31 protein-coding genes are annotated in these 22724 nt (G+C 66.7%); 25 read left to right on the top strand and 6 right to left on the bottom strand.

All coding sequences use genetic code 11. From position 1 onward, the window contains the following. From rplP to truA, 23 genes are all read left to right on the top strand, one after another. Positions 1-420, top strand: a complete 420-nt coding sequence (gene rplP, locus AB0I51_RS08330) for a 50S ribosomal protein L16 (protein WP_010986348.1) — start codon at positions 1-3, stop codon at positions 418-420. Beyond that, positions 420-644 (top strand): 50S ribosomal protein L29, encoded by a 225-nt coding sequence (gene rpmC, locus AB0I51_RS08325; RefSeq protein ID WP_003998824.1) that lies wholly within the window; start codon positions 420-422, stop codon positions 642-644. The genes rplP and rpmC overlap by 1 nt, the downstream gene beginning before the upstream one ends. Beyond that, positions 644-931: a 30S ribosomal protein S17 gene (rpsQ, locus tag AB0I51_RS08320; RefSeq protein ID WP_019072282.1), complete on the top strand. Its 288-nt coding sequence runs from the start codon at positions 644-646 to the stop codon at positions 929-931. The genes rpmC and rpsQ overlap by 1 nt, the downstream gene beginning before the upstream one ends. Positions 932-1029: 98 nt before the next feature. Then, positions 1030-1398, top strand: a complete 369-nt coding sequence (gene rplN / locus AB0I51_RS08315; protein ID WP_003998823.1) for a 50S ribosomal protein L14 — start codon at positions 1030-1032, stop codon at positions 1396-1398. Positions 1399-1400: 2 nt separating this feature from the next. After that, a complete protein-coding gene (rplX, locus tag AB0I51_RS08310; protein ID WP_019072281.1) occupies positions 1401-1724 on the top strand; it encodes a 50S ribosomal protein L24 in 324 nt (107 codons plus the stop codon). Then, positions 1724-2281 carry a 50S ribosomal protein L5 gene (gene rplE, locus AB0I51_RS08305; protein ID WP_019072280.1) on the top strand — a complete coding sequence of 186 codons (558 nt, stop codon included), beginning with the start codon at positions 1724-1726 and terminating at the stop codon, positions 2279-2281. The genes rplX and rplE overlap by 1 nt, the downstream gene beginning before the upstream one ends. A gap of 5 nt (positions 2282-2286) precedes the next feature. Then, positions 2287-2472, top strand: a complete 186-nt coding sequence (locus AB0I51_RS08300; RefSeq protein WP_003948630.1) for a type Z 30S ribosomal protein S14 — start codon at positions 2287-2289, stop codon at positions 2470-2472. Positions 2473-2685: 213 nt separating this feature from the next. Then, the gene (gene rpsH, locus AB0I51_RS08295; protein WP_013001411.1) at positions 2686-3084 is read left to right on the top strand and encodes a 30S ribosomal protein S8; all 399 of its coding nucleotides are present in this window, start codon (positions 2686-2688) and stop codon (positions 3082-3084) included. 22 nt (positions 3085-3106) lie between these two features. Further along, positions 3107-3646: a 50S ribosomal protein L6 gene (rplF, locus tag AB0I51_RS08290; protein ID WP_019072279.1), complete on the top strand. Its 540-nt coding sequence runs from the start codon at positions 3107-3109 to the stop codon at positions 3644-3646. A gap of 3 nt (positions 3647-3649) precedes the next feature. Further along, entirely contained in the window at positions 3650-4033 is a 384-nt protein-coding gene (gene rplR / locus AB0I51_RS08285) for a 50S ribosomal protein L18 (RefSeq protein ID WP_019055526.1), read from the top strand. Positions 4034-4070: 37 nt separating this feature from the next. Continuing rightward, positions 4071-4676: a 30S ribosomal protein S5 gene (gene rpsE / locus AB0I51_RS08280; protein ID WP_006376045.1), complete on the top strand. Its 606-nt coding sequence runs from the start codon at positions 4071-4073 to the stop codon at positions 4674-4676. Then, positions 4676-4858 (top strand): 50S ribosomal protein L30, encoded by a 183-nt coding sequence (rpmD, locus tag AB0I51_RS08275; protein ID WP_006376032.1) that lies wholly within the window; start codon positions 4676-4678, stop codon positions 4856-4858. The genes rpsE and rpmD overlap by 1 nt, the downstream gene beginning before the upstream one ends. A gap of 2 nt (positions 4859-4860) precedes the next feature. Further along, a complete protein-coding gene (gene rplO, locus AB0I51_RS08270) occupies positions 4861-5316 on the top strand; it encodes a 50S ribosomal protein L15 (protein WP_043676833.1) in 456 nt (151 codons plus the stop codon). A 168-nt stretch (positions 5317-5484) separates the two neighbouring features. Next, positions 5485-6798, top strand: coding sequence for a preprotein translocase subunit SecY (gene secY, locus AB0I51_RS08265; protein ID WP_019072277.1), 1314 nt, complete (start codon positions 5485-5487; stop codon positions 6796-6798). Then, on the top strand, positions 6798-7457 hold the full coding sequence (locus AB0I51_RS08260) for an adenylate kinase (protein ID WP_026179094.1): 660 nt from the start codon (positions 6798-6800) through the stop codon (positions 7455-7457). Before secY ends, AB0I51_RS08260 begins: the two co-directional genes overlap by 1 nt. A gap of 102 nt (positions 7458-7559) precedes the next feature. After that, positions 7560-8396: a type I methionyl aminopeptidase gene (gene map, locus AB0I51_RS08255; protein WP_362972657.1), complete on the top strand. Its 837-nt coding sequence runs from the start codon at positions 7560-7562 to the stop codon at positions 8394-8396. A gap of 228 nt (positions 8397-8624) precedes the next feature. Beyond that, entirely contained in the window at positions 8625-8846 is a 222-nt protein-coding gene (infA, locus tag AB0I51_RS08250) for a translation initiation factor IF-1 (protein ID WP_003948620.1), read from the top strand. Between the two features lie 59 nt (positions 8847-8905). After that, complete coding sequence (rpmJ, locus tag AB0I51_RS08245; protein WP_003998809.1) at positions 8906-9019, top strand: 50S ribosomal protein L36; 114 nt, start codon at positions 8906-8908, stop codon at positions 9017-9019. Between the two features lie 207 nt (positions 9020-9226). Next, entirely contained in the window at positions 9227-9607 is a 381-nt protein-coding gene (gene rpsM / locus AB0I51_RS08240) for a 30S ribosomal protein S13 (protein WP_019055531.1), read from the top strand. A 69-nt stretch (positions 9608-9676) separates the two neighbouring features. Beyond that, complete coding sequence (gene rpsK, locus AB0I51_RS08235) at positions 9677-10081, top strand: 30S ribosomal protein S11 (protein ID WP_003956432.1); 405 nt, start codon at positions 9677-9679, stop codon at positions 10079-10081. Between the two features lie 116 nt (positions 10082-10197). Then, positions 10198-11220: a DNA-directed RNA polymerase subunit alpha gene (locus tag AB0I51_RS08230; RefSeq protein WP_019055532.1), complete on the top strand. Its 1023-nt coding sequence runs from the start codon at positions 10198-10200 to the stop codon at positions 11218-11220. An 83-nt stretch (positions 11221-11303) separates the two neighbouring features. Beyond that, entirely contained in the window at positions 11304-11804 is a 501-nt protein-coding gene (rplQ, locus tag AB0I51_RS08225) for a 50S ribosomal protein L17 (protein WP_362972654.1), read from the top strand. Between the two features lie 130 nt (positions 11805-11934). Beyond that, the gene (gene truA / locus AB0I51_RS08220) at positions 11935-12774 is read left to right on the top strand and encodes a tRNA pseudouridine(38-40) synthase TruA (protein ID WP_362972652.1); all 840 of its coding nucleotides are present in this window, start codon (positions 11935-11937) and stop codon (positions 12772-12774) included. Between the two features lie 61 nt (positions 12775-12835). On the opposite strand, the gene AB0I51_RS08215 is transcribed toward truA, so the two are convergent. The 6 genes from AB0I51_RS08215 to AB0I51_RS08190 all read right to left on the bottom strand — a co-directional run bounded on the left by AB0I51_RS08215 (position 12836) and on the right by AB0I51_RS08190 (position 21355). After that, positions 12836-14869, bottom strand: a complete 2034-nt coding sequence (locus AB0I51_RS08215; RefSeq protein WP_362972650.1) for an acyltransferase family protein — start codon at positions 14867-14869, stop codon at positions 12836-12838. Positions 14870-14919: 50 nt separating this feature from the next. Beyond that, positions 14920-16020: an NDP-sugar synthase gene (locus tag AB0I51_RS08210; protein WP_362972648.1), complete on the bottom strand. Its 1101-nt coding sequence runs from the start codon at positions 16018-16020 to the stop codon at positions 14920-14922. Positions 16021-16035: 15 nt separating this feature from the next. Beyond that, positions 16036-17274, bottom strand: a complete 1239-nt coding sequence (locus AB0I51_RS08205; protein ID WP_362972646.1) for a hypothetical protein — start codon at positions 17272-17274, stop codon at positions 16036-16038. A gap of 20 nt (positions 17275-17294) precedes the next feature. Further along, positions 17295-18746, bottom strand: coding sequence for a glycosyltransferase family 2 protein (locus tag AB0I51_RS08200; protein ID WP_362972644.1), 1452 nt, complete (start codon positions 18744-18746; stop codon positions 17295-17297). Between the two features lie 232 nt (positions 18747-18978). Further along, the gene (locus AB0I51_RS08195) at positions 18979-20352 is read right to left on the bottom strand and encodes a glycosyl hydrolase (protein ID WP_362972642.1); all 1374 of its coding nucleotides are present in this window, start codon (positions 20350-20352) and stop codon (positions 18979-18981) included. Between the two features lie 121 nt (positions 20353-20473). Continuing rightward, positions 20474-21355 (bottom strand): hypothetical protein, encoded by an 882-nt coding sequence (locus AB0I51_RS08190; RefSeq protein WP_362972640.1) that lies wholly within the window; start codon positions 21353-21355, stop codon positions 20474-20476. A 344-nt stretch (positions 21356-21699) separates the two neighbouring features. Here AB0I51_RS08190 and rplM point away from each other — a divergent pair, with 344 nt between their 5' ends. Continuing rightward, the gene (gene rplM / locus AB0I51_RS08185; protein WP_013001400.1) at positions 21700-22143 is read left to right on the top strand and encodes a 50S ribosomal protein L13; all 444 of its coding nucleotides are present in this window, start codon (positions 21700-21702) and stop codon (positions 22141-22143) included. Between the two features lie 44 nt (positions 22144-22187). Further along, a complete protein-coding gene (rpsI, locus tag AB0I51_RS08180) occupies positions 22188-22715 on the top strand; it encodes a 30S ribosomal protein S9 (RefSeq protein WP_093627302.1) in 528 nt (175 codons plus the stop codon). Positions 22716-22724 lie beyond the last annotated feature (9 nt).

Raw genomic sequence — 22724 nt, 5'->3', positions numbered from 1 at the left:
ATGCTGATCCCCCGTAGGGTCAAGCACCGCAAGCAGCACCACCCCAAGCGCCGTGGTCAGGCCAAGGGCGGTACGCAGGTTTCGTTCGGCGAGTACGGCATTCAGGCCCTCACGCCGGCGTACGTGACGAACCGCCAGATCGAGGCCGCCCGTATCGCGATGACCCGCCACATCAAGCGTGGCGGCAAGGTCTGGATCAACATCTACCCGGACCGCCCGCTCACGAAGAAGCCTGCCGAGACCCGCATGGGTTCCGGTAAGGGTTCTCCCGAGTGGTGGATCGCGAACGTGCACCCGGGACGGGTCATGTTCGAGCTGTCCTACCCCAACGAGAAGATCGCCCGTGAGGCCCTCACTCGCGCAGCCCACAAGCTGCCGATGAAGTGCCGGATCGTCAAGCGCGAGGCAGGTGAAGCGTGATGTCGGCCGGTACCAAGGCGTCCGAGCTGCGCGAACTGGGTGACGAGGAGCTTCTCGCGAAGCTCCGCGAAGCCAAGGAAGAGCTGTTCAACCTCCGCTTCCAGGCGGCGACCGGTCAGCTCGAGAACCACGGTCGGCTGAAGGCCGTCCGGAAGGACATCGCGCGGATCTACACCCTGATGCGTGAGCGCGAGCTGGGCATCGAGACGGTGGAGAGCGCCTGATGAGCGAGAGCAACGTGACTGAAGAGCAGACCGCTTCCCGCGGCTTCCGCAAGACCCGTGAGGGTCTCGTCGTCAGCGACAAGATGGACAAGACCGTCGTCGTCGCCGTCGAGGACCGCGTGAAGCACGCGCTGTACGGCAAGGTCATCCGCCGTACGAACAAGCTCAAGGCCCACGACGAGCAGAACGCCGCAGGCGTCGGCGACCGCGTCCTCCTCATGGAGACGCGTCCGCTGTCCGCGACGAAGCGCTGGCGCATCGTCGAGATCCTCGAGAAGGCCAAGTAATTCCTGCGGGCAAAATTCCGCAGGACAGTTCCGCCAGGCTCCAACGGGGCTGAGAAATCAGCCCCGTTGGGGAACCGGCAGACGATCAGGAGATAGACGTGATCCAGCAGGAGTCGCGACTGCGCGTCGCCGACAACACTGGTGCGAAGGAAATCCTTTGCATCCGTGTGCTCGGTGGCTCCGGTCGCCGCTACGCGGGCATCGGTGACGTCATCGTCGCCACCGTCAAGGACGCGATCCCCGGTGGCAACGTGAAGAAGGGTGACGTCGTCAAGGCCGTCATCGTTCGCACCGTCAAGGAGCGCCGCCGTCCGGACGGCTCGTACATCCGCTTCGACGAGAACGCCGCCGTCATTCTGAAGAACGACGGCGACCCTCGTGGTACCCGCATCTTCGGCCCGGTCGGGCGCGAGCTGCGCGAGAAGAAGTTCATGAAGATCATCTCGCTGGCTCCGGAGGTGCTGTAAGCATGAAGATCAAGAAGGGTGACACGGTTCAGGTCATCACCGGCAAGGACAAGGGCAAGCAGGGCAAGGTCATTGCCGCTTACCCGCGCGACGAGCGCGTCCTGGTCGAGGGTGTCAACCGGGTCAAGAAGCACACCAAGGCCGGCCCCACCGCCAAGGGCTCGCAGGCCGGTGGCATCGTCACGACCGAGGCGCCGATCCACGTCTCCAACGTCCAGCTGGTCGTTGAGAAGGACGGCAACAAGGTCGTCACGCGTGTCGGCTACCGCTTCGACGACGAGGGCAACAAGGTTCGCGTTGCCAAGCGGACGGGTGAGGACATCTGATGACTACCACCACCACTCCGCGTCTCAAGACGAAGTACCGCGAGGAGATCGCGGGCAAGCTGCGTGAGGAGTTCTCCTACGAGAACGTCATGCAGATCCCCGGCCTCGTCAAGATCGTGGTGAACATGGGTGTCGGCGACGCCGCCCGTGACTCCAAGCTCATGGACGGTGCCGTCCGTGACCTGACCACGATCACCGGTCAGAAGCCGGCCATCACCAAGGCCCGCAAGTCCATCGCGCAGTTCAAGCTGCGCGAGGGTCAGCCGATCGGTGCCCACGTCACGCTCCGTGGCGACCGCATGTGGGAGTTCCTGGACCGCACCCTGTCGCTCGCGCTTCCGCGCATCCGCGACTTCCGTGGTCTGTCTCCCAAGCAGTTCGACGGTCGTGGCAACTACACCTTCGGTCTCACCGAGCAGGTCATGTTCCACGAGATCGACCAGGACAAGATCGACCGCGTCCGGGGTATGGACATCACCGTGGTGACCACGGCGACCAACGACGCCGAAGGCCGTGCCCTTCTCCGTCACCTCGGCTTCCCCTTCAAGGAGGCGTAAGCGAGATGGCGAAGAAGGCTCTGATTGCCAAGGCTGCTCGTAAGCCCAAGTTCGGTGTGCGTGGCTACACCCGCTGCCAGCGCTGCGGCCGCCCGCACTCCGTGTACCGCAAGTTCGGCCTCTGCCGCGTGTGCCTTCGTGAGATGGCTCACCGTGGCGAGCTGCCGGGCGTGACCAAGAGCTCCTGGTAGTCCGGTACTCCCGGACTCCCGAAGCTCTCGGTAAGCAGAGGGCACGGTCAGGTGCCCACCCCTCCATGGCTTAGGCTAGGGGGGTTGGGCGCCTGATTGCCGCCCATACGACTTACTACGCCGTAGGTCCACCGCACCGCACCCGCCTCGTCTCGGATCGAGGAGAGGGATGGGCACCTGGAAACCCCGGCGAGAGAGGCCGAAGGCCAATTCATGACCATGACTGATCCGATCGCAGACATGCTTACGCGTCTGCGGAACGCGAACTCGGCATACCACGACTCCGTGACGATGCCGGCGTCCAAGATCAAGTCTCACATCGCGGAGATCCTCCAGCAGGAGGGCTTCATCACGGGCTGGAAGGTCGAGGACGCCGAGGTCGGCAAGAACCTCGTTCTCGAGCTGAAGTTCGGCCCGAACCGTGAGCGCTCCATCGCGGGCATCAAGCGGATCTCCAAGCCCGGTCTCCGGGTTTACGCGAAGTCCACCTCCCTGCCCAAGGTGCTCGGTGGCCTCGGCGTGGCGATCATCTCCACGTCGCACGGTCTCCTCACCGACAAGCAGGCCGGCAAGAAGGGCGTAGGCGGAGAAGTTCTCGCCTACGTCTGGTAGCGGAAAGGAATCGGAAGAAGCTATGTCGCGTATTGGCAAGCTCCCCATCACGGTTCCCGCCGGCGTGGACGTCACCATCGACGGCCGTACGGTCTCGGTCAAGGGCCCCAAGGGCACCCTGACCCACACCGTTGCTTCGCCGATCGACATCGCCAAGGGTGAGGACGGCGTTCTCAACGTCACCCGCCCCAACGACGAGCGTCAGAACAAGGCCCTGCACGGCCTGTCCCGCACGCTGGTGGCGAACATGATCACCGGCGTGACCGAGGGTTACGTGAAGAAGCTCGAGATCAGCGGTGTCGGTTACCGCGTTGCGGCCAAGGGATCGAACCTCGAGTTCGCGCTCGGCTACAGCCACTCGATCACGGTCGAGGCGCCCGAGGGCATCTCGTTCAAGGTCGAGAACCCGACCCACTTCTCGGTCGAGGGCATCGACAAGCAGAAGGTCGGCGAGGTTGCGGCCAACATCCGCAAGCTGCGCAAGCCCGACCCGTACAAGGCCAAGGGCGTCAAGTACGAGGGCGAAGTCATCCGGCGCAAGGTCGGAAAGGCGGGTAAGTAAGCCATGGCATACGGTACGAAGATCGCTAAGGGCGACGCTTACAAGCGTGCTGCCATCAAGCGTCGTCACATCCGCATCCGGAAGCACATTTCCGGTACGGCTGAGCGTCCGCGCCTGGTCGTGACCCGCTCCAACCGCCACATCGTGGCCCAGGTCATCGACGACATCAAGGGTCACACCCTGGCGTCGGCGTCGACCCTGGACACCTCGATCCGCGGCGGCGAGAGCGACAAGTCCGCGCAGGCCAAGTCGGTCGGCGCCCTGGTCGCCGAGCGCGCCAAGGCCGCCGGTGTCGAGGCTGTCGTATTCGACCGCGGTGGCAATCAGTACGCGGGGCGCATCGCCGCCCTGGCGGACGCCGCCCGCGAAGCCGGACTGAAGTTCTAGTCGCTTCCGTAGCTAGCGGAAAGAGAGAGGTAATCCAATGGCTGGACCCCAGCGCCGTGGAAGCGGTGCCGGTGGCGGCGAGCGGCGGGACCGGAAGGGCCGTGACGGCGGCGCTGCTGCCGCCGAGAAGACCGCGTACGTTGAGCGCGTAGTCGCGATCAACCGCGTCGCCAAGGTTGTCAAGGGTGGTCGTCGCTTCAGCTTCACCGCGCTCGTCGTGGTGGGCGACGGTGACGGCACCGTGGGTGTCGGTTACGGCAAGGCCAAGGAGGTGCCGGCCGCCATCGCCAAGGGTGTTGAGGAGGCCAAGAAGCACTTCTTCAAGGTCCCCCGTATCCAGGGCACCATCCCGCACCCGATCACGGGCGAGAAGGCCGCGGGCGTCGTCCTGCTCAAGCCTGCTTCCCCCGGTACCGGCGTTATCGCCGGTGGCCCGGTGCGAGCTGTCCTGGAGTGCGCCGGCGTTCACGACATCCTGTCGAAGTCGCTCGGCTCGTCCAACGCGATCAACATCGTGCACGCGACCGTGGCGGCCCTCAAGGGCCTGCAGCGTCCCGAGGAGATCGCGGCCCGCCGCGGTCTGCCCCTCGAGGACGTCGCCCCCGCGGCTCTCCTTCGTGCACGTGCCGGGGCGGGTGCGTAATGGCTCGCCTCAAGGTCACGCAGACGAAGTCGTACATCGGCAGCAAGCAGAACCACCGTGACACGCTGCGGTCTCTTGGTCTCAAGGGGATCAACACCGTGGTCGTCAAGGAGGACCGCCCCGAGTTCCGCGGAATGGTGCACACCGTCCGCCACCTCGTGACGGTTGAGGAGGTCGACTGATCATGGCGGAGAACAACCCGCTCAAGATCCACAACCTCCGTCCCGCCCCGGGCGCCAAGACCGCCAAGACCCGTGTGGGTCGTGGTGAGGCGTCGAAGGGTAAGACGGCCGGTCGTGGAACCAAGGGTACGAAGGCCCGTTACCAGGTTCCGGAGCGCTTCGAGGGTGGCCAGATGCCCCTCCACATGCGTCTTCCGAAGCTCAAGGGCTTCCGCAACCCGTTCAAGACCGAGTACCAGGTCGTGAACCTCGACAAGCTGGCGTCCCTGTACCCGGAAGGTGGCGAGGTCACCGTAGAGGGTCTCGTCGCCAACGGTGCCGTTCGCAAGAACAGCCTCGTCAAGGTCCTCGGCCAGGGCGAGATCTCCGTGGCGCTGCAGGTGACGGTGGACGCCGTCTCCGGCTCGGCCAAGGAGAAGATCACCGCCGCCGGCGGTACCGTCACCGAGCTCGTCTGAGCGCGATGACATAAGCGATCCCGACCGGGGATACCCCATAACGGGGTATCCCCGGTTGGTCGTTCCACGGGGGCAGAGTCGCCGGTAAGGTGGCCTGCACTGTTCTTATTCGTCGAACCTCAAGACCGTCACCCTTGACGCACTGGCGCGGGGGTCGCAGGAGGCACCGTGCTCACCGCGTTCGCCCGGGCGTTCAGGACGCCCGACCTGCGCAAGAAGCTGCTCTTCACGCTGGGCATCATCGTGGTCTACCGGGTCGGTACCCACGTCCCGATCCCCGGCGTCAACTACACGGCCGTACAGCAGTGTGTGACCGAGGCCTCCGGCAACCAGGGCCTCTTCGGTCTGGTCAACATGTTCTCCGGCGGTGCGCTGCTGCAGATCACGGTCTTCGCGCTCGGCATCATGCCGTACATCACGGCGAGCATCATTCTGCAGCTGCTGACCGTGGTGATCCCGCGTCTGGAGGCCCTCAAGAAGGAGGGCCAGGCCGGTACGGCGAAGATCACGCAGTACACGCGCTATCTGACCGTGGCGCTCGCCATCCTGCAGGGCACCGGCCTGGTGGCCACCGCCCGCAGCGGCGCCCTCTTCTCCGGCTGCACGGTCGCGACGAGCATCGTCCCCGACCGCGCCATCTTCACGACCATCACCATGGTCGTCACCATGACCGCCGGCACCGGCGTCGTGATGTGGCTCGGCGAGCTCATCACCGACCGCGGCATCGGCAACGGCATGTCGATCCTGATGTTCATCTCGATCGCGGCCACCTTCCCGTCCGCGCTGTGGGCCATCAAGAAGCAGGGCACGCTGGCCGACGGCTGGATCGAGTTCGGCACCGTCATCCTCGTCGGCCTGGTCATGGTCGGCCTGGTGGTCTTCGTCGAACAGGCCCAGCGCCGCATCCCGGTCCAGTACGCGAAGCGCATGATCGGCCGCCGTTCCTACGGCGGTACGTCGACCTACATCCCGCTGAAGGTCAATCAGGCGGGTGTGATTCCCGTCATCTTCGCGTCCTCGCTGCTCTACATTCCGGCTCTGGTCGCGCAGTTCTCCAGCGGAGACTCCGCCTGGAAGACCTGGGTGACACAGAACCTGACCAAGGGTGACCACCCGATCTACCTGGTCAGCTACTTCCTGCTGATCGTTTTCTTCGCGTTCTTCTACGTGGCGATCTCGTTCAACCCCGAGGAAGTCGCCGACAACATGAAGAAGTATGGTGGCTTCATCCCGGGCATCCGGGCTGGCCGGCCCACCGCTGAGTACCTGAGCTACGTACTCAACCGGATCACCTGGCCGGGTTCGCTGTATCTGGGTCTGATCGCTCTCGTACCGACGATGGCGTTGGTCGGTTTCAACGCAAGCGGCAACTTCCCGTTCGGCGGGACCAGCATCCTCATCATCGTGGGTGTCGGTCTCGAGACGGTGAAGCAGATCGAGAGCCAGCTCCAGCAGCGCAATTACGAAGGGTTCCTCCGCTGATGCGAATCGTCCTCGTCGGGCCGCCGGGCGCCGGTAAGGGAACGCAGGCTGTGCGACTGGCCAAGACGCTGCACATCCCGCACATCTCCACCGGCGATCTCTTCCGTGCCAACATCAGTCAGGCCACGGAACTCGGCAAACTGGCGAAGTCCTACATGGACGCGGGCAACCTGGTCCCGGACGAGGTCACCATCGCGATGGCCAAGGACCGCATGGAGCAGCCGGACGCTGTGAACGGCTTTCTCCTGGACGGTTTCCCGCGCAATGTGTCGCAGGCCGAGGCGCTGGACGAGCTGCTGAAGACCGAGGGCATCAAGCTGGACGCGGTGCTGGACCTGGAGGTCTCCGAGGAAGAGGTGGTCAAGCGCATCGCCGGCCGCCGCATCTGCCGGAAGGACTCCAGCCACGTCTTCCACGTGACGTACAGCCCGCCCAAGCAGGACGGTGTCTGTGACACCTGCGGCGGCGAGCTGTACCAGCGCGACGACGACTCCGAGGACACGGTCCGCACCCGGCTGGAGGTCTACCACACGCAGACCGAGCCGATCATCGACTACTACAAGGCCCAGGGCCTGGTGGTCACGATCTCCTCGCTCGGCCCGGTGGACGAGATCACCCAGCGCGCGCTGGACGCGCTGAAGCGCGACGACGACAAGTAGTGCCCGGCAGATCCGGCCGCGGTGCCCCCAGGGGCGTCGCGGCCGTACTGTTGTGTACAGCCATATCCCATGTGACGCGGAAGACGGAGAGCGCAGGCCCCCATGGTGCAGATCAAGACCCCCGAGCAGATCTCCAAGATGCGCGAGGCGGGGCTGGTCGTAGCCGCGATCCACGCGGCCACGCGTGAAGCGGCCGTACCCGGCGCGAGCACGAAGGATCTGGACGAGGTCGCCCGCAAGGTCCTCGCCGACCACAACGCGAAGCCCAACTTCCTCGGCTACGGCGGCTTCCCGGCCACCATCTGCACCTCGGTGAACGAGGTCGTCGTCCACGGCATCCCCTCCGACGAGGTGGTGTTGAAGGACGGCGACATCATCTCCATCGACTGCGGCGCGATCATCGACGGCTGGCACGGCGACGCGGCGTACACAGCGTTCGTCGGCTCCGGCCACGCCCCGGAACTGATCGAGCTCTCCCGGGTGACCGAGGAGTCGATGTGGGCCGGCATCGCCGCGATGAAGCTGGGGAACCGGCTCGTCGACATCTCCCGCGCCATCGAGACGTACATCCGCCGCCAGCCGAAGCCGGGCGGCGGCAAGTACGGAATCGTCGAGGACTACGGCGGTCACGGCATCGGCACCGAGATGCACATGGACCCGCATCTGCTGAACTACGTGGAGAAGCGGCGGGGCAAGGGGCCCAAGCTGATCCCCGGTTTCTGCCTGGCCATCGAGCCGATGGTGTCGCTCGGTACGCCGAAGACCGAGGTGCTTTCCGACGACTGGACGGTCATCACGACCGACGGGACGTGGTCCTCGCACTGGGAGCACTCGGTTGCTCTCACCGAGGAGGGGCCGCTGGTGCTGACGGCTCCCGACGGGGGCAAGGCGAAGCTGGCCGAGCACGGGATCACGGCTGCGCCGGATCCGCTCGCGTAGGTGTCCGGCCGACCGCCGGTGGGGGCTGGTCGCGCAGTTCCCCGCGCCCCTAAAAACACTCTCCTCGCGCTTAGCGATCTTCGCCCCGGGGCATCCTCCATCGATTCGTCTTTCCGAGGGCCCTGACGTAGACTGACTCGTCGGCTCTCGTGCACCCGCATGTCCGCATGCACCCCGCAAGGGGAACGCACCCGAGTCGATCAAGGTAGTCGATTCGAAGGGCGAAGCGTGGCCAAGAAGCAAGGTGCCATCGAGATCGAGGGCACTGTCGTCGAGTCTCTTCCGAACGCCATGTTCAAGGTCGAGCTCCAGAACGGCCACCAGGTCCTGGCACACATCAGCGGCAAGATGCGTATGCACTACATCCGTATCCTCCCTGACGACCGGGTCGTGGTGGAGCTGTCTCCGTACGACCTCACGCGTGGCCGGATCGTCTACCGCTACAAGTAGATCTTGCCCAGGTTCCGCGCAAGCGGCGCCGCAGGCAACTGACCCGGAGAACCTCACCAATGAAGGTCAAGCCGAGCGTCAAGAAGATCTGCGACAAGTGCAGGGTGATCCGCCGTCATGGTCGGGTCATGGTCATCTGCGAGAACCCGCGCCACAAGCAGCGCCAGGGCTGACGCACGACCTTCCCTCTGCATTCTTTTCGCAGAGATTCGCGCGACGCGAGCAATACATGTTCATACGCAGGACCCGGGCGTAGTAGGCGCCCGATACCCCCGGCTCGGAGGCTGGGGACCCACGCCGTACCAAATCTTCGAACGAAGAGGCCGGCGGCTGGGATCCGGTTCTGCGGAAGACCTCCGAAGATCAACTGGAGCCATTGAATGGCACGCGTTTCCGGTGTCGACATCCCGCGCGAAAAGCGCGTGGAGGTCGCCCTCACCTACGTGTTCGGCATTGGTCGGACCCTTTCCCAGCTGACGCTGGCCGAGACCGGCATCGACCCCAACACCCGCGTTCGCGACCTCTCGGAAGAGCAGCTCGTCGCGATTCGTGAGTACGTCGACGCCAACATCAAGACCGAGGGTGACCTCCGTCGCGAGATCCAGGCCGACATCCGCCGCAAGGTGGAGATCGGCTGCTACCAGGGTCTCCGTCACCGTCGTGGTCTGCCCGTTCGCGGTCAGCGCACCAGCACGAACGCTCGTACCCGCAAGGGTCCGCGTCGCGCCATCGCCGGCAAGAAGAAGCCGGGCAAGAAGTAGTCCGCAGCGGACAACGCTTCACCAGCGGTCTTCGCTGTAGGACCGACCACCTCCCCGTAGGAGTAATAGATGCCCCCCAAGGGTCGTCAGGGCGCTGCCAAGAAGGTGCGCCGCAAGGAAAAGAAGAACGTCGCTCACGGCCACGCGCACATCAAGAGCACGTTCAACAACACGATCGTCTCGATCACGGACCCCTCGGGCAACGTGATCTCCTGGGCCTCCGCCGGCCACGTCGGCTTCAAGGGCTCGCGCAAGTCCACCCCCTTCGCCGCGCAGATGGCCGCCGAGTCGGCCGCCCGCCGCGCGCAGGAGCACGGCATGCGCAAGGTCGACGTCTTCGTGAAGGGCCCGGGCTCCGGTCGCGAGACCGCGATCCGCTCCCTCCAGGCCACCGGTCTTGAGGTCGGCTCCATCCAGGACGTCACCCCCACCCCGCACAACGGCTGCCGTCCGCCGAAGCGCCGCCGCGTCTGACGCACGGTTGTCTTGAGGATTCGGGCGGTACGGCACTTCGGTGCCGTATCGCCCGTACCCTTGTAGTAACAGCAGGACATCAAATAGTGGGTGTCCATGACTGAAGGAATCACCTCATGCTGATCGCTCAGCGTCCGTCTCTGACCGAAGAGGTCGTTGACGAGTTCCGTTCCCGGTTCGTGATCGAGCCGCTGGAGCCCGGCTTCGGCTACACCCTCGGCAACTCCCTCCGCCGTACGCTCCTCTCCTCGATCCCCGGTGCCGCTGTCACCAGCATCCGGATCGACGGCGTTCTGCACGAGTTCACCACCGTGCCGGGCGTCAAGGAGGACGTCACCGACCTGATCCTCAACATCAAGCAGCTGGTCGTGTCGTCCGAGCACGACGAGCCCGTGGTGATGTACCTGCGCAAGCAGGGTCCGGGTCTGGTCACCGCCGCCGACATCGCGCCTCCGGCCGGTGTCGAGGTGCACAACCCCGACCTGGTCCTGGCCACGCTGAACGGCAAGGGCAAGCTGGAGATGGAGCTCACGGTCGAGCGTGGCCGCGGTTACGTCTCCGCCGTGCAGAACAAGCAGGTGGGTCAGGAGATCGGCCGGATCCCGGTCGACTCGATCTACTCGCCGGTGCTGAAGGTCACGTACAAGGTCGAGGCGACGCGTGTCGAGCAGCGCACCGACTTCGACAAGCTGATCGTCGACGTCGAGACCAAGCAGGCGATGCGTCCCCGTGACGCGATGGCGTCGGCCGGCAAGACCCTGGTGGAGCTGTTCGGTCTCGCGCGCGAGCTGAACATCGACGCCGAGGGCATCGACATGGGCCCGTCCCCCACGGACGCCGCCCTGGCCGCCGACCTCGCCCTGCCGATCGAGGAGCTGGAACTCACCGTCCGCTCCTACAACTGCCTCAAGCGCGAGGGCATCCACTCCGTGGGTGAGCTCGTGGCTCGTTCCGAGGCCGACCTCCTGGACATCCGCAACTTCGGTGCGAAGTCCATCGACGAGGTCAAGGCGAAGCTGGCCGGTATGGGCCTGGCCCTGAAGGACAGCCCGCCCGGATTCGACCCGACCGCAGCCGCCGACGCCTTCGGCGCCGACGACGACGTGGACGCGGGTTTTGTGGAGACCGAGCAGTACTGATCGGTTGTTGCCGGTGAGCGTCCGCTCGCCGGGTCCTGACCCCGGTACCTGATACGGCCGGGGCAGATACCAAGGAGAAAGAAATGCCGAAGCCCACCAAGGGTGCCCGTCTGGGCGGCAGTGCCGCGCACGAGAAGCTGCTCATCGCGAACCTCGCGAAGTCGCTCTTCGAGCACGGCCGTATCACCACCACCGAGGCGAAGGCCCGCAAGCTGCGGCCCTACGCCGAGCGTCTGGTCACCAAGGCGAAGAAGGGCGACCTTCACAACCGCCGTCAGGTGCTCCAGGTGATCACGGACAAGAGCGTCGTCCACACGCTCTTCACCGAGATCGGTCCGCGCTACGAGAACCGTCCCGGTGGCTACACCCGTATCACCAAGATCGGTAACCGTCGTGGCGACAACGCGCCCATGGCTGTCATCGAGCTCGTCGAGGCCCTGACCGTCGCGCAGGCTGCGACCGGCGAGGCCGAGGCGGCGACGAAGCGTGCCGCGAAGGACGCCGAGGCTGCTGCCCCGGCCGAGGTCGTCGAGGACGCCAAGCCGGCCGAGGTTGAGGCCGACGAAGAGGCCAAGGACGCGTAACACCGTTTTTGGCTGCCGGTCCGTCGTGGCTGGTCGCGCAGTTCCCCGCGCCCCTGAAAAACGGGGCGTGCTGGCGGGCCCGTTCCTTTCGAGGGGCGGGCCCGCTTTTGTGTCCTGAGAGGATCTCCGTGTGAGTGATGACGTAGAGGCTGGCTTCGTACGGGTGCGGCTTGATCTCTCCTACGACGGGACCCTGTTCTCCGGGTGGGCCAAGCAGGCCGGGGGACGGCGGACCGTGCAGGGGGAGGTCGAGGACGCGTTGCGGACCGTGACGCGGTCGGGGGCCGCGGCCTACGACCTGACCGTGGCGGGGCGGACCGATGCCGGGGTGCATGCGCGGGGGCAGGTGGCGCATGTCGATCTGCCGGTGGAGGTGTGGGGGGAGCACCGGGAGAAGCTGTTGAAGCGGCTCGCGGGGCGGCTGCCGAAGGATGTGCGGGTGTGGGGGGTCGCGGAGGCTCCCGAGGGCTTCAACGCGCGGTTCGCGGCGCTGTGGCGGCGCTACGTCTACCGGGTCGGGGACCGGCCCGGGGGAGTGGACCCGCTGCTGCGGAACCATGTGCTGTGGCACGACTGGGAGTTGGACGTCGACGTGATGGACACCGCCGCCAAGTCCCTTGTGGGGGAGCATGACTTCGCGGCGTACGCGAAGAAGCGTGAAGGCGCGACAACGATCCGGGAGATTCTCGACTTCGGGGTGCGGCGGCGGGGTGACGGTGTCGTCGAGATCGAGGTCCGTGCCGATGCCTTCTGCCACAACCAGGTGCGGTCCATGGTCGGCGCGTTGCTGTTCGTCGGCGACGGGCACCGGGGCGCGGACTGGCCGCGGAAGGTGCTGGACGCCGGGGTGCGGGACAGCGCCGTGCATGTCGTACGGCCGCACGGGCTGACGTTGGAGGAGGTCGCGTACCCGGCGGACGGGCTGCTGGCGGAGCGGCAGCGGGTGGCGCGGGCTGTGCGGGTGCGTTGACAGCTCCGCCCCGGGCGGGGAAGCCCGGCCGAGGCGGAGTGTCACAGGTGGGGCGGGCCGCCTACATCGCGTCGAGGATCTGCTTGACGAGCGGCTCCATGTAAGGCTTCACGGTCTTCGAGTACGAGGCCGTGACATGGCTGTTGTCGTAGTAGACGACCTGGTCGCCGATGACTGAGGGGCAGACGCCGCTCGCGCAGAACGCGTCGGCGGTGTCGATGACCTTCGCACCGTACTTCTCGGCCACGTCCTTCTCCATGGCGCGGAAGTCCGTGTACTCCAGGGCCTGCCAGTCGGGACGGTTGCAGGCCGTCGCGTTGTCCAGGTGGGTGGCGAGGCAGTCGGGCACGTTCTGGCCGGGCTGCGGGGTGTCCGTCATGTAGACGAGCTGGGAACCGGTCTTCTGGAGCACCTTCCAGGCGGCCACGGCGCCCGCCCGCCCCGCCTCCTGCCGGACCCGGTCGGCGACGACGATGACGTCGGGCTTCGACTTGGTGAGTGCCGCGAAGACCGACTCGCGCCAGGAGTCGCACTCCCGGTACTCGCGGTTCACCTCGGGATTGAGGATCCGGTACACCTGCGGCGAGCAGCCGGCCTTCGACACGACCGTGATCCGGACGCCGAGGTCCTGGCCGATCGCGTCGTACAGGTCCATCCACTGCCAGGCGTGCGAGTCACCGAAGAGTGCCATGGTCGTCCTGCCGTCGGGGTCGCCCACCACGCATTTGTCGAGGGGCTGGTATCGCGTGACCTCGATGGTGGCGATGCAGTCGCGGTCGGTGGTGTCGTCGGGGGCCTTGAGCAGCGTGGACTGGGTGAGTGCCGAGATCTTCGTGACCGTGACGGCCTTCTGGACGGTGGCCCGGTTCTTGTAGCCGGTGGGGACCTCGCCCGAGGAGACGGTCGCCAGGTTCAGCGGCACGCTCGTGGCGGCGACCATCGCGCCGGCCGTGACGCCGGTGAGGACGAATCCGGTCAGGACGCCCTTCCACGGCCGGGCCACCAACTGCGTGTTCCGCTTGAACCGGCGTTCCACCGCGTAGTGCATGAGGACGGCCAGCAGGAAGGACAGCACCGCCACCCGGAACCGGTCGGACATGGTGAACTCGCGGTCCACGATGTACGGCCAGAGCACCAGCAGCGGCCAGTGCAGCAGGTACCAGCCGTAGCTGGCGTTGCCGACGAAGTCGAGCACGGGGTTGTCGAGCAGCCGTTCCGCGCCGAGCCTGGGGTTGGCGCAGCCGCCCGCGATGACCAGCAGGGCGCCCGTGACAGGACCGGCCACCGCGTAGCCGGGCAGCGGGGTCGCGTCGGATATGAGCATGGCCGTGACCAGCGTGATGCCCAGACCGAGCCAGGTGAGGACGGCCGCGAGTCCGCTGTTCATGCGGGAGACCAGCGGGGCGGCGAGGGCGAGCAGGACGCCGGTGGTGATCTCCCAGATCCGGGTGTGGGTGGCGAAGTAGGCGAGCGGCTGGTTCTCCGACGTCTTCGTCAAGCCCAGGTAGAAGGAGCCCGCGATGACGGCCAGCAGCCCCAGGACCACCAGGAACCGGTTACGGAAGATCTTGCGGCTGAGCCATGCCGCGACGACCAGCAGGATCGGGGCCGCGACGTAGAACTGCTCCTCGATGCCCAGCGACCAGAAGTGCTGGTACGGCGACTGGCTGCCGTCGTTGGCGAAGTAGTCGGTGCCGTTCTCGACCAGGCGCCAGTTCAGAAAGCTGAGGGAGGCGCTGAGACCGTCGGCCACGTAGTCGCGGAAACGCAGCGGGCTGCCGAAGATCCATGCGGCGGTTGCGGTGCCGATGATGGTGATGGCCATGGGCGGGGCGAGCCGCTTGAACCGGCGTGCCCAGAACTTGGTCAGGGAGACCTTGCCCGTCTTGTCGATCTCGGCGAGGAGCTGGCCGCCGATGAGGAAGCCGCTCAGCACGAAGCTCACGTCCACGCCACCGTGGATGTCGAGTATGCCGCAGTGCATGCTGACCACCATCATGATGGCTACGGCACGCAGGCCCTGAATGTCCGGCCGGTACTTGCGAAGACGCTCTGTCTCCGGGGCCGTTGCACGATGGCGGGTGAGGGTCGTCACGGTTCTCCAGTAACTGTCCGGTCGGGCCCGGTGGGGGCCGGCCGGTGAATTCAGTGGGCCGTCAGGCAGGCGGCGGCCGTGCCGCTGACGCGGACGCCCTGGGCGGGAATGCGGATGCCGCACGACAGCCGCAACTGGGCGGGCAGTTCGTTCTGTGCGCCGACGTGCGAGTGGCAGCCCACCACGACCTCGCGAAGAATCGATTCGCTGCCGATCGAGGAGTCGTGGTCCACCACGGACTCGTGGATCTGGGCGCCCTCGGCCACGGTCACGCTCCCGCCGATGATGGAGCGGTTGACGACCACGCGCGCGCCGATGACGGCGTGCGGACCGATCGTCGAGCCGCCCGTGACGCGGGCGGTCGGGTCGATCACGGCCGTGGGATGGATCAGGGCATCCGTCGGCCGGTCCACGAGGGGGGAGGCCACCTTGCCGGCGACCAGGTCGGCGGAGCCGTGGACGAAGGCCAGCGGCGTGCCGAGGTCACGCCAGTAGTCCTCCGTGGTGTGGCCGAACACGCGCCGCCCCGCGGCCACGAGCTGCGGGAAGGTCTCCTGCTCGACGGAGACCTCGCGGTCGGCCGGGATGGCGTCGAGGACGGACCTGCGGAAGACGTAGCAGCCGGCGTTGATCTGGTCGGTGACGCATTCCTCGGTGGTCTTGGGCTTCTCCAGGAAGGACAGCACCCGGCCCGCCTCGTCGGTGGGGACGAGACCGAAGGCGCGGGGGTCCGGAACCCGGGTGAGATGCAGGGTCACATCCGCTTCCCGGGACTCGTGGAGTTCCACGATGCCGCCCAGGTCGACGCCGGACAGGATGTCGCCGTTGAGGACGAGGACCGGGGCGTCGGCCGAATCGCCGCGCAGCAGACGGCCGGCGTTGCGGATCGCGCCGCCCGTGCCGAGCGGCACCTCCTCGACGGCGTAGGAGATCGCCAGGTCCTGGGAGAAGTCCTTGAACTCCTCCTCGAAGAGGCTGGCGAGGTACGAGGTGGCGAACACCACGTGCTCGACGCCGGCGTCCATCAGCTTGGCGATCTGGTGCCGGATGAAGGAGGAACCCGCGACGTTCAGCAGCGGCTTCGGGGTGTGGTTCGTCAGTGGGCGCAGGCGGGTTCCCTTGCCGCCCACCAGAATGATGGCTTCTTGCATGATGGCCTCGCTCGGTCAGCTGGCGGTCGTGGTCCCGGGGCCCGCGTAGTCAGAGGTGAAACAGGACTTGATGGCCTTCTCGGAGAGGGGGCGTCCGGCGAAGTCGAGCCGCGAGGCGACCTTGTCGTCGGGCTTGGTGTTCGGGTCGTCGTCGAACCAGAGCGACCACCAGTAGATGCCCTGCATCTTCCGGTCCTGGACGACCTCGCAGACCGCCTTGTACCAGTTGGCCTGCACCTGGGGGTTGACGGTCCGCTTGACGTAGAAGTCGCCGGGAGCGTGGTAGGCGCCGTTCATCGCGCCGATGCCGGTCTCCGAGACGAGGATGTTCGGCAGCGGGCCGGTGGCCTTCTTGTCCAGCCACTTGTTCCAGCCGGCGACCAGGTCCGAGACGGGCGCGGTGTCCGGCACCTTGATGGGGAAGTAGGCGTCGACGCCGAGGTGGTTGACCGGCATGTTGATGCGGCCGGTGACGTAGTTGTCCCAGTTGGCGTCGTAGGAGATCTCGCCGGAGAAGGTCTTCTCGGCGGAGGCGACCACCTTGTCCCAGCCGGCGTCGCCCTCCAGGGAGTTGAGCTCGGTGCCGATCACGAAGGTGTTCGCCTTCGCCTTCTCGGCGGCTTCGAGATACGGGGTGACGAGCTTCTCGTACGAGGCGAACCAGGCGGAGCGTGAGGCGGGGTCGATGTTGCCGCGCCAGCCGTTCGACTGCTTCAGCGTCCCCTCGTCCATGATCGGGCGGAGCGTGGTGCGGAAACCGGCGTCCTTGAAGACCTTCAGCACCTTCTGGAGGCGCTCGGGGGACGGTGTCCTGGCGCCGGTCGAGAGCACGTTGGCCGTGGAGTTCTTGATGTAGTACGGGAAGGAGACGGACACCGAGTTCGCGCCCAGGCCGATCAGGTACTTGGCGTGCTTGCGGGCTTGCTTCTCGATGAACGCGTCCGAGCGCTTGGGGGTCTCCTCCTCCCAGTAGAGCTGTACGCCCCACTGCGCCATGCCCTTCTTCCAGGGCTCGGCGACCTGGAGGGCCGTGGTGGAGGAGGACGGGGAATCGGACGAGGAGGACGCCGGCGTAGAACCGGATTTGATGTCCGACGGGGTCGGGGAGTTCTCCGAGCCGCCCACGACGAGTCTGGGCAGGACCGAGCCGGAGTCCCAGCGCACCGGGTGGTTGCCGAGGACGAAGGGGGCGCCGAGCACGATGGTGAGAACGGTGACCGGGAAAATGGCAAGCAGTGGCAGACGTGAACGCATGTGAGTGGTCTTCCGGGAGGTCAGGCGGGCTTGGCGATCACGACGAACTTGTTCTCCTCGCGCCGGACGAACTTCATGAAGCCCTTGAAGCCGCCGAGCCCTTCCAGCACCGAGAAGACGGGGATGAGCGCGACCACCACGATCGGCTCCCACCACTTGCGCCGGCCGCTGGCCGACGCGAGCGCGTTCAGCCGCAGCCCTTCCCAGTAGGTCCAGATGACGTAGGCGAAGTTGAAGGCCCAGAGGATGACCACGGACTGGGTCACGGGCGAGGTGTTCATGTCGTTGATGAGCCAGCCCACGAGCAGCACGGCGGTGATGTGCTGGAGCGGGCCGAGGATCCAGGTGACGACACAGATCGACAGGAACCAGCGGTAGCGCATGGGCACGGCCCTGTTGAAGCAGAGCGCCACCAGACCCCAGGCCCACCGGTCGCGCTGCTTGACGAAGTCGGCGGCGGTGGCGGGGGAGGCGCCGTAGCAGCGGCCGTTGAACCAGTCGCTGCGGCCCGGGTACTTGCGGCAGAAGGTGAGGGCGAGGCGGGCGTCCTCGACGATCTCCTTGGGGCCGAAGTCCCAGCCGATCTCGGCCTCGATGGAGGCGCGCAGCACCAGCAGTTCGCCGTGCACGCCGGCGGCCGGGGTGCCCATGCCGGTCAGCGCGCGGAAGCGGGCGATGTCGTCGGCGGGGCGTACGGCGTCCGCGAGCCAGGTGAAGAGGTTGACCGCGTTCTCGCGCGGGTACGTCAGGATGCCCTGCGCCATGTGCTTGACCTTGTCGGGGGTCGCGCGGCGCTGGCGGTTGACGAACTGGGCGAGCGCGGAGGCGGTGTCGGGACCGACGCCGGTGTCGTCGTCCATGTGCAGCACCCAGACGTAGTCGAGGGCCTCGCCCTCCTCGATACGCAGCTCGTGGGCGTAGTGGTTGGCGCGGGCCTTGAAGCGGGTGCCGTTGGCCGGGACGTACTCCTTCGGAACGGTGATCACCCGGATCAGCGGGTGGGAGTCGGCGAGCCGGTCGATGTCCGCCGCCGCCTCGCAGCCCTCCTCGGTGAGGATGTCGACGCGCATGTACGGGAAGTACTCGGGCAGGTGCTCGACGTACGAGAGGATCGAACGTTCCAGCGCCGGGTAGGTGTCGTGCCGTCCGATGGTCGGGCAGAGGGCGATCAGGAAGTCCTGCTCGGCCGGTGCGGGAGGGACCATCCGGTCGCTCTTGCGGACCCGGCGGCGGAGCAGCACGGCACCCTGGAGACCGACCATCACACCGACGACCGGCAGCGACCAGACAATGGTCAGGATCCAGCTCAGCGGCGACGAACTGGGTTTGTAGCTCCACAGCCCGAACACGACCAGGAGAACGAACGGCACCAGAAACGGGAGGATGCCCGGCTTCCAGCGTGCGGTGCGCTTGGCGAGCTTCTGATTGTGCCGCGAGTGCGGCATACCCCCGTCGACCAGTGTCGTTGTCACGACTGCGGAACCCCCATGAGATCGGTGGTGCGTCGGGGCAGCAGCAGATCTCAGCACGGCACGCTACGCGCGTCGCGCTCACATACTTCGGGTTCTGCCCCCAACGCCTTCATTGGCGTCTCGGCCACTCAGAAGCCCCCCCGGGCGCCCAAAAACGCTGGCCGAACAGCTGCACGATCCTTGCACACTTGCTTCACGCAAGGAATGCGGGTGTGAAAGGTGTAGTCAAAAGTTAATCAAGCTGGCTCTTGTGCAGTGATCTCCATGTAGGGGCCGAAGCCGTGATCACCTGCGTGGAAGCGTAGGTTCCGCGGACGTCGGCCACCGTGTTCTTGCCCGTCGGCGCGGAGACGTTGGCGTACGACAGCGCCTGCCCCCACACGCTCCACAGCACCCAGGGCGTCCGGCTCAGCGTGTGCGGCTGGGCCGCGTTCAGCGGGACATGGAAGGACTCGGCCATGGCCCGGGGCCTGCGGTACCGCTCCAGACCCCGGTACCAGACCTCCGTCCAGGCGCCCGGCCCGTACGGCTTCTCCGGGGAGCCGCTGTAGTCGTCGACACCGACCACGTCCACGTAGGCGCCGCCGGGGTAGTAGGCATGCGGCGACCGGCCGTAGGAGCCGTCCCAGGAGTTGGGCGCCCAGACGAAGATCAGATTGTGCAGGCCGCGCCGGGTGACGAGATGGTCGTATGTCGTACGCCACAGTTTTTGGTATACGGCCGGATCCTGCCCCGACCACCAGAAGCCGTGGCCCGGTGCCGTGTTCATCTCGTGGTACGGCCGCAGCAGCACCGGTACGCCGCGATCGGCCAGGTAGCCGAGGTGGTCCGCGAGATAGTCGAGGTCGTGCAGCAGGTCCCGGTGCTCGTCGGTGCCCTCGGTGACGACCCGGGTGAACCAGTCGGGGTCCTTCGCGGCCGGTGAGTTGCTGTTCAGGGTCTGCGGGAAGCCCTTGATCCCGCTGCCCGGGTACGGCTGGTGGAAGGAGAAGCCGACGATCCCGGCCGGTGCGCCCCCGTTGTGCGGCAGTGAGATCTCCGCGCCGCCCGCACCGCAGTCCGTGTGCGTGCCGGAGGGCCGGTACGAGCCGTCGGCGGCCCGGGGCAGACCCGCCCACACCCCGACCGCGAGATCCACCGCGTCCTCGGCGTACCCCCACAGCCGCCGGCAACCCGGCCAGGCGCGGGAGTACGAGCGGGACTCACCCACCGCCCAGCCCGGCTGGTCGTACCCGGGTCCCAGGTCCAGCTCCACGAAACCGGGCAGCCGGCCCGTGATGTCCTGGGCCTTCTTGTAGTAGTAGCCCGGCTGCTTCAGGCCCCGGTAGTCGCCGTACGCCACGTTGTAGCGCTCGTTCTGCAGCTCCACGTGCTGGCCGATGACCGTCCGGGAGGCCTCGCCGCGCCGGGCCCTGTTCTCCAGGCCGGCCAGCAGCGCGTAGACGTTCCGGGCGGCGGTCGTCGCCTTCGGGTCGCGGTCGCGCAGGTCCGTGGGGACCTCGCCCGGCTCCTGCCCGGCGGACTCGTGCCGCGTCGCCCACCAGGCCAGCGGGGCGAGCGCAGCGGCGGACACCCCCGCCCCGATGAGCTGAACCCGCCCGCGCATCCGCATGATCCCCGACCCCTCCCCGACCGACCCTGAGGTGATTCTGCCTCGGAACGGACGAGTCCCGACGAGTCGCCGTGAACGGGACGGGAGGGTACGGGCCCGGGGACGGGCCGGACGGCTATCCGGCCGCGGCCGCCGCCGAGGCCTGTGCCTCGCCCCGTCGGCCGATCTGGCGGAACGCGAACTCGGCCAGGTCGTCGCCGATGGTGAAGACCTTGGTGTCCTTCGTCGTCACGTCCGTGCCGTTGGTGAAGCCGGCGATCGTGAAGTAGGCGTAGCGGCCGTAGGAGTTGGTGGTCGTGCGGCACACCGCGCCGTCGCAGAACGGCTTGACGCCCTTGCCGGACAGCGACCGGATGATGGCCTTCTTGTCCGCCTGGGCCTTGACCTTCGTCGCCTGGGCCTCGGAGTCGAAGACGGCCACGCCGACCGTCACCGCGACGTTGTCCTTGGTGTAGGTGACGCGCATCAGGCGGGTGCAGCTGTTGGCCGTGAGGACCTTCGGGAGGGTCGACTGGGCGGCCGAGGCGCAGTTCGTGGTGTCGGCCGTCGGGCCCTTCTTGTACACGGTCGAGCCCATGGTCAACTGCGTGCCGGGGAACAGGAGTTCCGCACTGAGCGGCGCGGTGTCCTTGGCCTTGCTGGAGATGAACTCCTTCGGGTCCAGCGGCGGCGGCGCGCTGGTCGGCGCGAAGGACGGCGAGGTGGCGCCGACGCTCGGCAGGGACCCGCTCGCGGGCAGGTTCGTCGGCTTCCCGGACGCCGTGTCGTCGCCGTTCGCCGACATCACGGCCATGGCGACGGCTGTCCCGACGGCTATCGTCGCGACCGCGCCGCCGCCTATGAGCAGCACTCTCTTGCGCCGGTTGCGCGTCTCCGCCCGGTCGGCGAGCGCGGCCCAGTCCGGGGTCTCGTCGTCGACGTTGCCGCCCCACGGCTGCTGCGATTGCGGTTTCCAGGGATCCCACTGGGACTGGGGTCCCCCCTGCCCAAAGCTCATGGGTCGCATCCTAGACGGGGCAACGCCCGTGCACGTGCGTCTCAATGAGCCCTGGAGCAACTGGCGTTGGGGCCGTCACGTTATGTGCCGGATCACTCGCCGTGAGCTTCCGCCCGGAGTGCTCCGGCCCCGTTTTGACCCGTCCGGGGCGGCCCGAGTACTCTTACGGTTTGTTATGCGTATCGGCTGGTCGTTCTCATGCGAGAGGCCCTTGCGTAGGTTCCCTGGAGCAGTTACCAGTGGGCGGCATACGGGCGCTGGACCCGGCAGTGTCGTCCCCAGCTGCACGATCGCTTCAGTGATGCCAATTTCAGCACCCATCCACTGAAGAAGAAGGCTGCGAAGTGCGTACGTACAGCCCCAAGCCCGGCGATGTGACTCGCCAGTGGCACGTCATTGACGCCCAGGACATCGTCCTCGGCCGTCTGGCTACCACTGCCGCGAACCTCCTCCGCGGCAAGCACAAGCCGACCTATGCCCCGCACATGGACATGGGCGACTTCGTCATCATCATCAACGCCGACAAGGTTCACCTGTCCGGCAACAAGAAGACCCAGAAGCTGGCGTACCGCCACTCCGGCTACCCGGGTGGTCTGCGCTCCGTCCGCTACGACGAGCTGCTGGCGAAGAACCCCGAGAAGGCCGTCGAGAAGGCCATCAAGGGCATGATCCCCAAGAACACCCTGGGCCGTCAGATGATCAGCAAGCTGAAGGTCTACTCGGGCGACCAGCACCCGCACGCTGCCCAGCAGCCGGTGCCGTTCGAGATCACCCAGGTCGCGCAGTAGTTCCGGCCACACCCCCTAAGACAGAAAAGAATCTGAGGAGAACCGTGGCCGAGACCACCGTTGAGCAGCCGGTCGAAGACACCGAGACCGAGCTCGTCGACATCGAGAGCTACACCACCGAGTCCGAGGTGCCCGTCGAGGGCGAGTACACCTCGGAGTCGCTCGCCGGCCGCTTCGGCGACCCGCAGCCGGCCGCCGGCCTGGGCCGCCGCAAGAACGCCATCGCGCGCGTTCGCATCGTGCCCGGCACCGGCAAGTGGAAGGTCAACGGGCGCACGCTCGAGGACTACTTCCCGAACAAGGTCCACCAGCAGGAAGTCAACGAGCCCTTCAAGGTGCTCGAGCTCGACGGCCGCTACGACGTCATCGCCCGTATCTCGGGTGGCGGCGTCTCCGGTCAGGCCGGTGCCCTGCGCCTCGGCGTGGCCCGCGCGCTGAACGAGGCCGACGTGGACAACAACCGCGGCGCCCTGAAGAAGGCCGGTTACCTCCGTCGCGACGACCGTGCGGTCGAGCGCAAGAAGGCCGGTCTCAAGAAGGCCCGCAAGGCCCCGCAGTACAGCAAGCGCTAAATCGCGCCT

The sequence above is a fragment of the Streptomyces sp. NPDC050549 genome (genome assembly GCF_040655035.1).
Taxonomy (GTDB): domain Bacteria; phylum Actinomycetota; class Actinomycetes; order Streptomycetales; family Streptomycetaceae; genus Streptomyces.
Note: the sequence above shows the minus strand (reverse complement) of the source record. Positions and strands in the feature narration are given on the sequence as shown.

Coding starts and splice junctions, on each gene's coding strand:
- rplP (WP_010986348.1), top strand. CDS start 1: ATGCTGATCCCCCGTAGGGTCAAGCACCGCAAGCAGCACCACCCCAAG.
- rplO (WP_043676833.1), top strand. CDS start 4,861: ATGGCGGAGAACAACCCGCTCAAGATCCACAACCTCCGTCCCGCCCCG.
- AB0I51_RS08260 (WP_026179094.1), top strand. CDS start 6,798: ATGCGAATCGTCCTCGTCGGGCCGCCGGGCGCCGGTAAGGGAACGCAG.
- AB0I51_RS08195 (WP_362972642.1), bottom strand. CDS start 20,352: ATGCGCGGGCGGGTTCAGCTCATCGGGGCGGGGGTGTCCGCCGCTGCG.
- rpmC (WP_003998824.1), top strand. CDS start 420: ATGTCGGCCGGTACCAAGGCGTCCGAGCTGCGCGAACTGGGTGACGAG.
- AB0I51_RS08210 (WP_362972648.1), bottom strand. CDS start 16,020: ATGCAAGAAGCCATCATTCTGGTGGGCGGCAAGGGAACCCGCCTGCGC.
- rplE (WP_019072280.1), top strand. CDS start 1,724: ATGACTACCACCACCACTCCGCGTCTCAAGACGAAGTACCGCGAGGAG.
- AB0I51_RS08190 (WP_362972640.1), bottom strand. CDS start 21,355: ATGAGCTTTGGGCAGGGGGGACCCCAGTCCCAGTGGGATCCCTGGAAA.
- rpsK (WP_003956432.1), top strand. CDS start 9,677: ATGCCCCCCAAGGGTCGTCAGGGCGCTGCCAAGAAGGTGCGCCGCAAG.
- map (WP_362972657.1), top strand. CDS start 7,560: ATGGTGCAGATCAAGACCCCCGAGCAGATCTCCAAGATGCGCGAGGCG.
- rplX (WP_019072281.1), top strand. CDS start 1,401: ATGAAGATCAAGAAGGGTGACACGGTTCAGGTCATCACCGGCAAGGAC.
- AB0I51_RS08205 (WP_362972646.1), bottom strand. CDS start 17,274: ATGCGTTCACGTCTGCCACTGCTTGCCATTTTCCCGGTCACCGTTCTC.
- rpmD (WP_006376032.1), top strand. CDS start 4,676: ATGGCTCGCCTCAAGGTCACGCAGACGAAGTCGTACATCGGCAGCAAG.
- rpsE (WP_006376045.1), top strand. CDS start 4,071: ATGGCTGGACCCCAGCGCCGTGGAAGCGGTGCCGGTGGCGGCGAGCGG.
- rpmJ (WP_003998809.1), top strand. CDS start 8,906: ATGAAGGTCAAGCCGAGCGTCAAGAAGATCTGCGACAAGTGCAGGGTG.
- AB0I51_RS08300 (WP_003948630.1), top strand. CDS start 2,287: ATGGCGAAGAAGGCTCTGATTGCCAAGGCTGCTCGTAAGCCCAAGTTC.
- AB0I51_RS08230 (WP_019055532.1), top strand. CDS start 10,198: ATGCTGATCGCTCAGCGTCCGTCTCTGACCGAAGAGGTCGTTGACGAG.
- rpsM (WP_019055531.1), top strand. CDS start 9,227: ATGGCACGCGTTTCCGGTGTCGACATCCCGCGCGAAAAGCGCGTGGAG.
- rpsQ (WP_019072282.1), top strand. CDS start 644: ATGAGCGAGAGCAACGTGACTGAAGAGCAGACCGCTTCCCGCGGCTTC.
- rplR (WP_019055526.1), top strand. CDS start 3,650: ATGGCATACGGTACGAAGATCGCTAAGGGCGACGCTTACAAGCGTGCT.
- rplF (WP_019072279.1), top strand. CDS start 3,107: ATGTCGCGTATTGGCAAGCTCCCCATCACGGTTCCCGCCGGCGTGGAC.
- rplQ (WP_362972654.1), top strand. CDS start 11,304: ATGCCGAAGCCCACCAAGGGTGCCCGTCTGGGCGGCAGTGCCGCGCAC.
- rpsH (WP_013001411.1), top strand. CDS start 2,686: ATGACCATGACTGATCCGATCGCAGACATGCTTACGCGTCTGCGGAAC.